The organism is Peribacillus tepidiphilus (assembly GCF_009466385.1).
Classification (GTDB): Bacteria; Bacillota; Bacilli; order Bacillales; family DSM-1321; genus Bacillus_BN; species Bacillus_BN tepidiphilus.
Genome location: NZ_WIAQ01000017.1, coordinates 13,644 through 26,384, shown reverse-complemented (window position 1 = coordinate 26,384; position 12,741 = coordinate 13,644). Strand labels below are relative to the sequence as shown.

Annotated in this window: 12 protein-coding genes and 1 pseudogene; 7 read left to right on the top strand and 6 right to left on the bottom strand. The window is 36.0% G+C overall.

The window, feature by feature from the left end; translation table 11 throughout:
- Positions 1-211: 211 nt before the first annotated feature.
- The 4 genes from GD441_RS10480 (at position 212) to GD441_RS10465 (ending at position 2,352) form a co-directional block, all read left to right on the top strand.
- Positions 212-433: an HNH/ENDO VII family nuclease gene (locus tag GD441_RS10480; RefSeq protein WP_153126385.1), complete on the top strand. Its 222-nt coding sequence runs from the start codon at positions 212-214 to the stop codon at positions 431-433.
- A 16-nt stretch (positions 434-449) separates the two neighbouring features.
- The gene (locus tag GD441_RS10475; protein WP_153126384.1) at positions 450-932 is read left to right on the top strand and encodes an ankyrin repeat domain-containing protein; all 483 of its coding nucleotides are present in this window, start codon (positions 450-452) and stop codon (positions 930-932) included.
- A 169-nt stretch (positions 933-1,101) separates the two neighbouring features.
- The gene (locus tag GD441_RS10470; RefSeq protein WP_153126383.1) at positions 1,102-1,902 is read left to right on the top strand and encodes an RHS repeat-associated core domain-containing protein; all 801 of its coding nucleotides are present in this window, start codon (positions 1,102-1,104) and stop codon (positions 1,900-1,902) included.
- A 15-nt stretch (positions 1,903-1,917) separates the two neighbouring features.
- The gene (locus GD441_RS10465) at positions 1,918-2,352 is read left to right on the top strand and encodes a hypothetical protein (RefSeq protein ID WP_153126382.1); all 435 of its coding nucleotides are present in this window, start codon (positions 1,918-1,920) and stop codon (positions 2,350-2,352) included.
- 353 nt (positions 2,353-2,705) lie between these two features.
- Here GD441_RS10465 and GD441_RS10460 read toward each other — a convergent pair whose 3' ends face one another.
- Complete coding sequence (locus tag GD441_RS10460; RefSeq protein ID WP_013877118.1) at positions 2,706-2,906, bottom strand: helix-turn-helix domain-containing protein; 201 nt, start codon at positions 2,904-2,906, stop codon at positions 2,706-2,708.
- 158 nt (positions 2,907-3,064) lie between these two features.
- Between GD441_RS10460 and GD441_RS10455 the strand changes: the two genes are divergently transcribed.
- Complete coding sequence (locus tag GD441_RS10455) at positions 3,065-3,841, top strand: recombinase family protein (protein ID WP_153126381.1); 777 nt, start codon at positions 3,065-3,067, stop codon at positions 3,839-3,841.
- A 493-nt stretch (positions 3,842-4,334) separates the two neighbouring features.
- Here the strand turns inward: GD441_RS10455 and GD441_RS10450 are convergent, their stop codons facing one another.
- The 3 genes from GD441_RS10450 to GD441_RS10440 all read right to left on the bottom strand — a co-directional run bounded on the left by GD441_RS10450 (position 4,335) and on the right by GD441_RS10440 (position 8,281).
- Positions 4,335-5,312: a ring-cleaving dioxygenase gene (locus GD441_RS10450; RefSeq protein ID WP_153126380.1), complete on the bottom strand. Its 978-nt coding sequence runs from the start codon at positions 5,310-5,312 to the stop codon at positions 4,335-4,337.
- 568 nt (positions 5,313-5,880) lie between these two features.
- On the bottom strand, positions 5,881-7,119 hold the full coding sequence (locus GD441_RS10445) for an MFS transporter (protein WP_153126379.1): 1,239 nt from the start codon (positions 7,117-7,119) through the stop codon (positions 5,881-5,883).
- Between the two features lie 370 nt (positions 7,120-7,489).
- Positions 7,490-8,281: a DUF817 domain-containing protein gene (locus GD441_RS10440; protein ID WP_153126378.1), complete on the bottom strand. Its 792-nt coding sequence runs from the start codon at positions 8,279-8,281 to the stop codon at positions 7,490-7,492.
- Positions 8,282-8,445: 164 nt separating this feature from the next.
- On the opposite strand from GD441_RS10440, the gene GD441_RS10435 reads away from it, so the two are divergent.
- Positions 8,446-9,165, top strand: coding sequence for a GGDEF domain-containing protein (locus tag GD441_RS10435; RefSeq protein ID WP_153126377.1), 720 nt, complete (start codon positions 8,446-8,448; stop codon positions 9,163-9,165).
- A gap of 460 nt (positions 9,166-9,625) precedes the next feature.
- Here the strand turns inward: GD441_RS10435 and GD441_RS10430 are convergent, their stop codons facing one another.
- Positions 9,626-10,114, bottom strand: coding sequence for a type II toxin-antitoxin system PemK/MazF family toxin (locus GD441_RS10430; protein ID WP_191992153.1), 489 nt, complete (start codon positions 10,112-10,114; stop codon positions 9,626-9,628).
- A gap of 555 nt (positions 10,115-10,669) precedes the next feature.
- Positions 10,670-11,497: an MBL fold metallo-hydrolase gene (locus GD441_RS10425; RefSeq protein WP_153126375.1), complete on the bottom strand. Its 828-nt coding sequence runs from the start codon at positions 11,495-11,497 to the stop codon at positions 10,670-10,672.
- Between the two features lie 721 nt (positions 11,498-12,218).
- On the opposite strand from GD441_RS10425, the pseudogene GD441_RS17215 reads away from it, so the two are divergent.
- Positions 12,219-12,305, top strand: a pseudogene (locus GD441_RS17215) (SAM-dependent methyltransferase); the annotation flags it as partial.
- Positions 12,306-12,741 lie beyond the last annotated feature (436 nt).

Sequence of the window (12,741 nt, the reverse complement as noted above, 5' to 3'; positions counted from 1 at the left end):
AGACGGTCGTATAATACTCGCCATTGTTAAAAAACGTTACATAAATTGTAAATTGTGTAACCGTAGGTGATAAAAGAGTTTACTAGAATCGAGATTTAGAAGTTAAACTAAGGGTAATCGTAAACCTTATTCAAATCCGAAAAATCGACCAAAATATGCTCCTGGTCAAGTAGAGCAAGTTTGGGAAAATGCTAAGGATGTTAATGGTAGAATATATGACCCAAATACTGGGGAAGAATTATTTTGGGATAAAAGTAAGCCGAGAGCAGGTCAATGGGATATGGGGCATACACCAGAAAATAAATATAGTGTATGGCATAAAAAATATATAAAAGGTGAAATCACTAAAGAGGAGTTTTTAAATTGGTATAGAAATCCAAACAATTACAGACCGGAAAGTCCTTCTGCAAACAGAAGTCATAAATATGAATAACAAGGAGATGAAGTATATGCCGACGGAGAAAGCAGACATTTTTACATTGGCTAAGTTCGGGGATTTAGAAACATTTAAGATTAAATTTGATATCGGTGATATCAATAAAAAAGATGAAAATGGTTCTGGCTTATTACATTATGCTATTTCAGGTAATAAATTTGATATTGCGTTATTCCTTATTAACAATAACATTGATGTTAATATGACAAATTCCGACGGTCAGACTGCATTACATCTTATTTGTATCAATCAAAATTTAAATGTCGCTAAAGAGTTGTTACAAAGAGGTATAGATATAAACTTAAGAGATAAATATGGTAATAATGCTATGTGGACGGCTGTATTCAATTGCAAAGGTAGAAATTACGAAATGGTTGAACTATTAATGAAATATAATCCTGATATTTCAACTAAGAATAATGCTGGAAGGTCTCCTTTGGACTTTGCAAAGCAAGTAGGGGATGAGAAATTGATAAATATATTGTTGAAAAAATAGTATCGTATAATCGTACCTTGATTGGTTATAAGCCTTTCAAGGTTTCTTTTTTATATACCCTCCATGCAATTAAGAAGGAAAGATGATGGGTGGACAAACATAATTACGTGGTACAAAGCCACATTAAGAAACACCATGTAAATAATCCAAAAAAAATAAACCAACTTCATTGAATCGTTACTTGTACGCCGATGGAGACGCAGTTAATAACATCGATCCGGACGGCCACTTGCCGAAATGGCTGCAGCGCGGATGGAAAGCAACGAAAAAATGGGCGAAGAAAGGATATAACTTCGCGATTGGCGACGATATTCGGACATTGAAAAGCCCGAAATCGAAGTGGTACCATAAAGCTGGAGCAGCCGCGAGCATTGCCAGCAACTTCTTCCCAGATGCGGGAGCCGTCAAATGGGGCGTAAAAGCCGTAAAATACGGCAAAAAGATGAAGAAGTCGAGGAAATTCGCTTCGGCATCGATTAAAAAGATGCGGAAGGCGAAGTTAAAGACGAAAGCCAAAGTCAGCCGATCCTACCATAAGACAAAAAAGGCTGCGCATCGGGTGAAGAATCGGACTGTCAAATCTAAGGGTAAACTTAATAAGCCTGTTGCCGGAGATAATATAGGAATAAATTTAAGGTCTAAGGGTACAGGTAAAAATTGGAAAGTAGGAGACCCTATAAATAAATTAACAAAGAAAGGTAATTATCCTTCATGGAGTACAGTAAAAAGTAGGTATTGGAAGAATGTTGCTAATGAAGCAGAGGAAGGAGAATATTCAGCACAAAATTTAGCACGAATGAAGAAAGGGAAAGCACCTTTACATCCAAAATTAAATGTACCGAAGGAATTACATCACATTAATGGTAGGAATATACCTGACCCTCATAATATAAACAACTTACAAGAAGTGTGGCCATGGGAGCATGCTGATATTGACCCATTTAGACATTATAAAGGACCACGTCCATAGAAAGGAGAAAGATAAATGAAATTTGGTAAAAAACGTATATACAATGATGAATTTGAAGGAAGAAACAATGTAGTTATGTGGGATGTTTTAAAAATTGATAATGAACAAACAATAAAATTAACATTTATTAGTAAGAATTCGAAAAATAGACAGGGAGTTAGATTAGGGATAGATGTAGGAGAAGGATATATTGAAGTTAATGGATTAAAATCAAAAAGTATCGAATTATGGGAAGATACTGCTCCAAAAGAAGTTCTGTGCAAGTGTGTTTCTTCCGAGGGTTTGTTAAGTGTGTATAATATTTGGGATAAAGGTAAGGGACGTCAATCGCAATTATTAACATCGGGAATGATACTTGAAGAAAAAGATAATAAAATAATTTATTATTGTAATGATTATGGTTTTGAAACAGATTTCGATAAATTAGTATTTTCAATAGAAAAACTATAGAGAATTAGAAAAACGGTTATTACATTATTGATAACTGTTTCAGACTGTAGCCTTAAGAGATAAATTCTCTTAAGGCTTTTTACATGGAGGAGTGCCGAATAAACCGCAAGAGCAACAACCTATACGCATAACCCTTGAAACTCCTGTATGATAATTCTTAGGGTTAGATTGTACGCACAAAATCAGTTTGAAAAAGATGCTATATTTTATGATTTTCATCAACGATAAACGACTGAAAATTATCAGCTACCACCGTTTTTATCTCCTAAAACCTTACCTTTGCTTTCTCCTTGACTTTTGAAATTTTTTTCGCAACTTTTTCTTCGCTACCACCGATTACTATAGCGAGAGGATTACTCCACCTCGATTAACTCCTGGATGTCGATGTCTAGCACTTTGCACACTTTTTCTAATGTTGAGAGATAAACTCTGTCCACGTTGTCTGAACAAAGATGGCTGATGGTGTTCGGGCGCAGCCCTGTAAGTCGAGCTAATTCACGCTGAGAAATGCCACGTTCTTTGAGGATTTCTTTCAGTTTGATTTTAATTGGCATACTACATCCCTTCCTCTGTCTGTATTACTTATACGATACATAAAAAATTTGTATCGGTAAAGGGNTTGAATGTATCGGTTAAGCCGCATACAATAGACTTAACATAGCGTCTAAGCGTTACGTTAATCTCAATTTGCGTAACGGAGGGGGAAGGTATCATGAAGGTGATTGGATATATCCGCGTTTCCACACAAGGGCAAGCCAAAGATGGATACAGCCTTGCCTACCAAGAAGATGAAATTAAAGCGTATTGTCAGGCACAAGGATACACTCTCCTGTGTTTGTTTAAGGATGAGGGTATCAGTGGGGCGAAAGTGGATGAAGAAGCGTTAGAAATCGACAGGACAGGATTTCAGGAGATGTTGGGGTATCTCTCCCGCCATCAGGTGGATTATGTGGTGACACTTAAAACAAGCCGATTATGGTGTTCAGACATTGTTAAGGTGTTAGTACATCGTGAACTGAAAAAGTATGGAGTAGACATTCGGAGTATCGAACAACCGCAATACAGTATTTACAAGAAAGACCCCAATGATTTTCTTATTAATGGGTTAATGGAACTCCTCGACCAATATCAACGCTTAGAAATTGCGTTAAAGCTAGGGCGAGGAAGGAATAAAAAAGCACAACAGGGCGGTTATGCAGGAGGAAATGTCGCTTTTGGATATACGGTTAAAAGAGGCCAAAAGCGACTCGTTATAGATGAAACACAAGCAAAAACCGTTCAACGAGTGTTTGACTTACGAGAACAACATCCTTCATGGTCTCTGTCACAAATTGCATCACAACTGAATGAGGAAGGACATCGAACCAAACAAGGGAAGTTGTTTACGAAAGTCCAAGTCAAGCGAATTTTGAACAGAAAAGCGTTCTACAGTGGTGTATACCGTTATGGAGAGATAATCGCCAACGGAACACATGAAGCGATTTTATAACGGAACGAGATAGAGAATGGATAGGCTTTCGTACCCTTGCGAGTCCATAGAGACGAACGCTCGACCTAAGGTTGCCGACATTCTCTGTCTTGCTTTATCCGTTCAATACAAGATAGGGGTGAGATGTTCTGATTAGACGTCACAAGCCCTTCTCTGTATTATGAGAAGATTAGTGCGGATTATCTATGGCATGATGAAGAATAAGACCGCTTATATCATGCCTGACATACCTAACAGCAAAGTAAGTTGATATAATGAGTGGTAGTTACTGAACTGCCACTTTTTTTATAAAGTACATGTTTAGAATTTCCTAAGGGTATGAGCAATCACTAAAATAAAGGTGGTAATAAAGGTAACAATCAATAAAATGGCCTGACCCCAGTGCATTAAAGCATTACCTCATTGAGGGTCAGGCACCCATATTTGGTTCTCATATTTTAATCTTTTACAAGTCAAATATTGCATGCGAAGAAGATGCCAGCCTTTCTTTCTACTATTCTTTAATAAACTCTTTTGTGCTCCTTACTGTATCGATCGGGCGAACTAATTTTTCGATTTGTTCACGTTTTGGTTCTAAGAATGGAGGTAAAGATAATTTTTCTCCAAGCGTTTCATAAAGTTCATCTCCCATGAATCCTGGACCATCTGTTGCAAACTCAAATAAAATGTGTGGAGCAACTCTTGCGTATAAGGATCCAAAAAAGTAGCGATCAACAAATCCTGAAGTTTGGAATCCGAAGCTACGCATACGTTGATCCCATTCTTCTAAAACAGAGCGGTCTTCCACACGAAATGCAGCATGGTGTACTGTACCAAACCCTTGTTGTGCTTGAGGAAGAATCGTATTATGCTCTACAACTACTTGTGCACCATTTCCTCCTTCACCAACCTCAAATAAATGGAAGGCTCCTTCTTGAGCGATTTCTTTAAATAATAGAACTTTTTCAAGCATGTCTTTAAAATAATCAAAATGAGCGACACGGACGAAGATTGGACCTAAACCAGTAATAGCATATTCTAGTGGAATCGGTCCTTTTTGCCATGGCGTACCCGCAGCAACACCCTTATTGTTTTCATCTGAAATCAATTGATATTGCTGGTCATCAAAATCCACAAAAGAAAGTGTCTTTTTACCAAATTGTTCTTGAATCCCAGAATGTTTAACATTGAGACGATCAAAACGTTTTACCCAATAATCTAATGCTGTATCACTTGGTACACGGAAAGATGTTTTCGAAATCTCGTTTGTACCATGTACACCTTTTGGAATACCAGGGAAGTCGAAGAACGTCATATCTGTACCTGGGCTTCCTGTATCATCCGCAAAAAATAAATGATACGTTTGGATATCGTCTTGGTTAACAGTTTTCTTTACTAAACGCATACCTAAAACATACGTGAAAAATTCATAGATCTTTTCTGCACTACTTGTAATGGCCGTTACGTGGTGTATTCCTTTTAGTTCATTCATTTACTATTCCTCCAATAAACCCTCAATGTATGTTCATTTACTTCTTCCCTTTACCTATTCATATACAAGGCATATGAATGTTTCATCATAGGCCCAGCTCCGGAATTCAGCATATCTTTAAAAAATATTGTTGTTACCTATGAATCCTCCACTTATTTTTCCAGGATACTCCATATTTATCATCAACCCATTTTTAAAAGGCTGTTTTCGTAAACTTTGTTGCTTTTTAACAAGTAGTGAGGATCGGTTGATTTCCGCTCCAGGATGCTCGCTTTCCGCGGGGCGGGCGGTGAGCCTCCTCGGCGCTCAGCGCCTGTGGGGTCTCATCTGTCCCGCTGCTCCCGCAGGAGTCTCGCACCTTACGCTCCAATCAACCAACTTTTTTATCAACGGTTTTCATTCCCAGAACCTATGTAAAAACAACAATCTTTTAGAAAAGAGCCTTTTAAAACTATAAAAGATCGGTAAAGTCAAATGCCTTCCCTATCTTTTATACTTCGTGATTTTGTCACATTAAAGTGAAATTAGACATTGCAAATTTGAAAGTTAATCCATAGAGCACTTCTTTTTATTTACCTTTAGCAGTTACAAGCTTTAGCATTTTGAACATTGGTAGCATGACGAGAATCCCAATGATGAAAAAAGCTGCAGAGATTTGATAAATCGTGATTAAGGAGAATTGTTCCTTCAACAGACCGGCCACGCTCATCGTAATGACCATCGAACCCATGAATAAAGGGGTCAATATTCCATTTACACGACCTACGAAGTTTTCCTCGGTGTTGTTTAGAATAATCGTATTAATGCCAATATGTAGAGCTGGCATAAAGAGACCAATGAGAAACTCCATCACCATCGTAAGCCAGAACATAGTGGACCAACCCATCACGGCAATTCCTATAGCCATAGCCCACATCCCCAACATCAAAAGGATGTGAGGAGCGATTCGATTGGATAAAATCATTGCTATACCACCACCAATGATCATGGCTGCTCCATTGGCTGCGAACAGCCATTTTAAAAAACTCTCATCCATACCTAAGCGCTCTGTTACAAGAAATATGGCCATTGGATGGATAAATCCTAGTCCTAACCCAGCTGCCATGAAGACTCCGCCCAAGGTTACAAGAATTTTTCGTGACCAAACATATTGAAAACCAAGCCTCATTTCTTGCCATAACGATGTCTCACAGTCTTCTTTCTCCTCCATTTGATCAGGAGGCAATAAGGTCAATACAAGTGCAGATAATAGAAAAGCAACACCTACTATTGCCATAGAGATGTTTATACCGAATTGTTGAAAGACGAATGTACCTAAAATTGGACCTATAATCATGAAAATAGCCATCATCGTCTGAAATAGTGACATTCCTGCCTGCATCTGTTCACCTGGAACATGAATCTTAAACAACTTTATCCCCGAAGGCTGCGAAAACTGAGATAGAATCGCAGAGACGAGTGTAGCGAAAAATACCACCTTCCATGTACTGAACAGAAGGGCCATTAATATGCCAAATATGGAAACAGCACTTAAAATGTCACACCAAATCATTGTTTTTTTCGGGCGCCAACGGTCTGCAAACGTTCCACCAATAAAGGAGAAAATAAAAATCGGTGCAAATTCGGCCACTGATATGAGTGAGATGGCATTCGCATTGCCATTCGTCTTCTCCATAACAAACAATAGTATAGCAAAATTCCGGACCCAGATGCCCACCTGAGCGAATAAGCCAGCAGCCATAATCGTTAATATAAATCGATTACGTAATAGTGAAGCCATGGATGGATTTGAATTTGTTGATGACATACAAATATCCTTTCTAAATTTGAATTTTCTCTTGTATTCCTCTATACATTTTTACCTATATTTCCAATTTACACAACATTTGGAATCTAGAAAATTCTATCGTGACATGCTCATCTCAAAAATACGGACTTACATATTCTGCAACTCATTTACAGTGACAAATTTATAACCTTTTTTTGATAAAGAATCTAATATTTCCTACAAATATATGGTCCTTCAATAATAAGGTGCATTTCCTTGCTACAGGATCGCACCAAATATTAAAAGACGCCTTCTTGCTTAAGAAGAGCGCCCTATAATGGACAATTAATCTTAATACAATTTTTTCAAGGTAATAGTACTAATTTAACATTCTTTTTTAATTGCCCCCTCATACTTGCAAAGGTTTATCTCTCTTCACCCTACTCATTTCACGATTTTCTTTTAAATGTTTTAATAGTGCAACAATCATAAAACTAACAATAACAAGCAAGAACCAAGAGCTAATTTTCCCGATATGGACAATTTCCCATTGCTGTTGTTGGTTTGGATATTGCCAAGCTCCAAAAAACGTTGCAATATTTTCAGCAATCCAAATGAAAAAGCCGATTAAAACAAATGATAATGACAAAGGCATCGCATACGTATGTTTTTTGACTGTAAAATATACAAATGTTCGATAAAAGAGGAGCAAGGTCATAATTTTTAAAATCCAGCGAAAATCGTAAATAAAATGATGCGTGTAGAAATTGGAATAGATGGCAGCGCTTAGTAGAACAACACTCCAAGTAGGGGGCCAATTTATAAGTCTCAACTCTAGCCTTCTCCATGCTTGGCACATATAACTTGCTACACTGGCATACATGAAGCCACTATACAAAGGGACGCCAAAAAACTTTGTAATGGCTTCCTCAGGATAACTCCATGAACCCATATGTACTTTATAAAGCTCTAACGCTAGACCAATGAGATGAAAGACTCCAATCACTTTCACTTCATCAAATGTTTCAAATTTGAACATGATCATCAAAATTTGTGTCAATAAACAAATAAATAAAATTAAATCATACCGAGCGATAAAAGACACTTCAACCATTTTTGTCATTGCAAGAGTAAGAAAAATAATAACAGGAAAAAGACAAGATTTTGCTTGCTCATAACCAAAGTAGAATAATTGCTTCATCGTAACACCCTTTCACCAGGTAATAAACTATTCTTAGTTAAAATGTAGATTCTTTCTTATTTTTAAGATTATTCCTTCTGAAACCAGTAGTGACATATTTAATCCTTTACAAACACATGATATAATAGAATAAGACTTTTAGACTACAATAGAGGCGGACCACCATGGATTATACCGGTAGAATCATTGGGAGTTTGGGCTTATTTTTATTACACTCCGTTTATATCTTCTACTATTATTTTCGTGATAAAGTAATTGAACCACTTGATTTATATTCATATCCTTTTCTAATTTTTTTTGGTTATTGGGCTGGTAAACAGTATGATAAAGTAAGATTTTATTCTGAGAAAGATGAACTTACGGGTATTTTCAATCGAAGATTTGTTATGAATAATTATGAAAAGATTGCTTCCTTGGCGGAACGAACCAATAATAAATTATTTGTATTAGTAGTAGATTGTGATAATTTCAAAACGATAAATGACACCTACGGGCATCATAAGGGCGACATAATTCTAACAATGATTAGTGAAACACTTGTTGAAACAACAAGAAAAAGTGATATTGTGGCTCGTTGGGGTGGTGATGAATTCTTGGTGATTGGACATTACAATGAAGAGGCAGGTTTGCAAGCCCTTCTTCAAAGGCTGGAAGAGAAACTGGAGAGCCTTTCTGAACAAGTAAAAATACCTATTTCGACTTCTATAGGTTCGGCAATCTATCCAAATCACAGTAAAAATTTGTTTGAATTAATAAAGATAGCTGATCATAAAATGTATCACAGTAAAAAATTAAAGAAAACCTTCATAACTTCCAATTGCCTAAATAGTGTGCACTGGCACCCCCCGAAGTTTGACGAACAAATGTTCTTAACAAAAAGATGAAGCTGCAAAAGAGTGGGGCTTTTTTTGGAATCGTGTATGGTACTCCTAAAATTTCTCATTGAAAAACTCATCCTAATCTCAATTTAGGATGAGCTTTTTTCTATACCAAATGTAATGTTGCCAAGAACTCCACATGTGCAGAGTACATTTGACAGACAAAAATAAAATTGGCGACTATCTACTTATTTTTATCAAGGTATGAAAAACATCATATAAACTAAAATGAGAGCCTTTAAAAAGGCTCTCTTCCTCTGATGATGGAAAATTTTCCTCTTGATAAGCAAATCATCAAGCACCATCTGTTACATATTATGTCTCTAATAGTCAAAAAATAACCTGAATAATTTAAAAAGAGAAGATAAAAATCTCCTCTCCATTCTGAATATAAACCTTTTTCCTCTTATCCTAACAAGGATAAGCACTATCTGTAATTTTATTAAAACATAACCTAGGGAAAATATCAATTATTATTTTTTTTTAACGACTGAATAGCACTCAATATATCCTCATTTTTATTTACTCCGAGTTCTTGTTGTATTTCCCTTAACTGTCTATTCAAACTTCTTGCATAATTGTCTCTTTGCTCATGTATTAAATACTGATAAGTTCCTATAGATTTCATTAAAGCATGGTCCACTTTCTTAAGTTCTGCATTCTTTAATTTATCGATACTATTCCCAATTAATCTTGATTTGTGTACTACTTTAACCTGACCTAAATCAATTGTTCCTGTAACATTGGGGTTAGCTGCTCTATTAATCGGTACTGCTATAGGAAGGTTAATTGTGGCATTAGTAATAGGCGCTACTATAGTAGTTGGAGCATTATCGTTCCCTTTTTGGTTCTGTATTACAACTACTGGTCGCCTTTTACTTTCCTCACTACCTATGTTCTCACCTAGTTCACACCAATAAATTTCTCCCCTATAAATTACTTTATTATTCTTCAAATGGAAACTCCTATTTAATCTGATCTTTCTTATAGACCATTCTAGCAGTTTCTCTGATTTATTGGGATCCGATTGATGTAGTTTTCTCGCCATTCTTTCAACTAAATTTACCATTCTCGTTATGAGAGGCATATGTTCACCTCATTATTCTTTTACCCAATTTTACCAATAAACAACCTATTTTTCTATAAAATTATTACATATCTCGACAAAAGGTGAACTCACAATACACTTGTACATGATATTAAGTTCATAATTTAGCTAAACTAAAGTCTAATCTTTCTTATTATAGAACAGTACCGAACGATTATATTGCATTTCTTATTTCTTTCACCTTATTTTGTATGTAAGTTAAATCTCTATTAGACTCAACAATCTTCAATGCTGTAAGTAAACCATTAACTTTATTAGTTTGCACAGGTTGAGGGGTTATAATCCCCCTCAATCATTTTTTAAAACTATCTGTGAAATACACTCCACATGTGCAGAGTATATGTGGAAACACATGGTATATAATAAGTTGTTATATTTTGAATGGCGATTTGGAAACATCGTTTATGATATGTGCGTTTTATCATGTTGTTTGATAATGGAACGGACAATATGGATGGAGTCCCATTCTCCAGAAGAAAAAAACGTAATGGGATATTTTTTAGGAAACAATGTGGTATTAATATCTTCAGGAGTCTTTCCTTCATCATACAGCTTTAAAATATTTCCTTGCAGATCCAACAAATAATCCAACTTTCTCTTTAAAGCTGTGCGTCCATCGTTCAAGTAGCCTGCGTGACTGCAAAACACATCTTCAAAATCATAGGTTAAGATTTTTTTTAATGATTCGATAATCACCGGAATATTTTCCTCCCGAAGAACAACCTTTGTCCTTTCTTGACAATAGAGGTCTCCAGTAAAAAGCTGACCTGTTTCATCATTTAAAAAGGCAAGATGATCAATGGCATGCCCGGGAGTTTTGATTACTCTCCATGTTGCATTTGGAGAATGAAATGTTTCACCAATGGGTTCTGCTCGAAATGGTCTGCGCCTCCCCCAAAACAATTGACGATAGATCGGATAATCTGCCTTCTTCATGCAGTATTCAATCATGATGTCATTCATGAAAAGCGGCAGCTGAAGCTCTTCCTGTAAAAACGCTGCACACCCTGTATGATCTTCATGAAAGTGCGTCATCACCACTTTATCAATATCAAGATGCTTAAAAAATGCCTTAAATAACTTTTCTAATGACTTTGCGCCTGTATCAATTAAAACACCATCAAGGAAAAAGCAATGAACATTTAGTTTTACTCGTTGGAACGATACCGTTCCATTGCCCATCTGCACCCCATTCACTGTCTTTTGGGCAAAATTCTTTTTAAACAACATAGACTCTTCCCCCTAAGTCATTCCTTTTTTTCATAGTAACATAAAATGAATGACTATTCATTCAATACCGAGGGTTAGCTAGTTATAATTTAGTCGATGACCAAGGCATTAACAGATCCAAAGACTCTTTATCTTGGGTATCCATTTTTGGTAATTGCTCAAAAGGTTCTTTAAAAAACTTTGGGTAAAGGAAAAAGCGAATTATAATCAGATTGAAAAATATCATCAGTTCTTAGATATCGTGCCTAGCACACCCTGAAGTTTTACTAACGAATAATCTTGAAAAAATTGTAGCTATTGTCGTCGCAATAAACAAAAAGAAATAGCCACCCTGCCTGACCAAGCTAAGGTGACTATTTCTATTCAACAAAATTTGGTCAGCCGCTAAATCCTGCGGCATGTGTGTTGTAATGATCAGGTGTTCCAGCACCTGATCTTTTCTTTTATACCCTTATTATAGATAAGATATTCACATAACTCAAGTTAATTGAAAGAGTCCGGCTCATTGAATTAAATGCAGTAAATTCTTTGTTTTTAAGTTTCTAGACAACTGTTAAAATTCATTTATGGTCTTTTAGTTCCATTGCAGCGTATAAATGAAAAACCGCCCTCTCATTTACATCTTCAATTAGTATCATCTGAACTGAATAATTTTGATAGATTCTCTCTTTTATTGCTTCTGGACATTTCAATCCACACACCCAAATAGGGTGCGACCTATCCAAATGTACCTGTCGCAAAAGAACGATTAACACCTTTAGGGGTTAAGGTAGTTCAAATTGATAATGATGAAAATCTTCCTTTTGAAGATATGAATGAAAAATCCCATCCCAAAAAAGGTTCATCTACCTGTTTTAACAACGAAATAAACTTTTTGTCATTCATTATATTTACCTCCAGTAATAATTTTGAAATTTAATATGGTTTAAAACTTTGGAGGGCCTCTCGCAAACGAGAAAGGTTGTTATATATCAAGTTCCTTCAGTCTCATAGTTAATAGCTCCCCGTAAAGTATTGATTTATTTCACTATAACAAATTGCCCTTTAAAAAGTATTCTAAATATTCCATATTTAGTTAATAATTCTTTACCTAATAAATGAAAAGGCAATAAATCAACGGGAGTGTGTGCTTTCTATACGGATCAAGCCACTTCTTTAGATTCATGACCAAGGTTCGGAGAATCATTGCAAGATTCCTGTAGTTTTTACACCAGAACCGTTAAGGAGAACATGGAATAGTGGAA

Bases quoted from the DNA above. Each gene is read 5' to 3' on its own strand.
- GD441_RS10440 (WP_153126378.1), bottom strand. From the start codon at position 8,281: ATGAAGCAATTATTCTACTTTGGTTATGAGCAAGCAAAATCTTGTCTT.
- GD441_RS10445 (WP_153126379.1), bottom strand. From the start codon at position 7,119: ATGTCATCAACAAATTCAAATCCATCCATGGCTTCACTATTACGTAAT.
- GD441_RS10455 (WP_153126381.1), top strand. From the start codon at position 3,065: ATGAAGGTGATTGGATATATCCGCGTTTCCACACAAGGGCAAGCCAAA.
- GD441_RS10450 (WP_153126380.1), bottom strand. From the start codon at position 5,312: ATGAATGAACTAAAAGGAATACACCACGTAACGGCCATTACAAGTAGT.
- GD441_RS10425 (WP_153126375.1), bottom strand. From the start codon at position 11,497: ATGTTGTTTAAAAAGAATTTTGCCCAAAAGACAGTGAATGGGGTGCAG.
- GD441_RS10475 (WP_153126384.1), top strand. From the start codon at position 450: ATGCCGACGGAGAAAGCAGACATTTTTACATTGGCTAAGTTCGGGGAT.
- GD441_RS10435 (WP_153126377.1), top strand. From the start codon at position 8,446: ATGGATTATACCGGTAGAATCATTGGGAGTTTGGGCTTATTTTTATTA.
- GD441_RS10465 (WP_153126382.1), top strand. From the start codon at position 1,918: ATGAAATTTGGTAAAAAACGTATATACAATGATGAATTTGAAGGAAGA.
- GD441_RS10460 (WP_013877118.1), bottom strand. From the start codon at position 2,906: ATGCCAATTAAAATCAAACTGAAAGAAATCCTCAAAGAACGTGGCATT.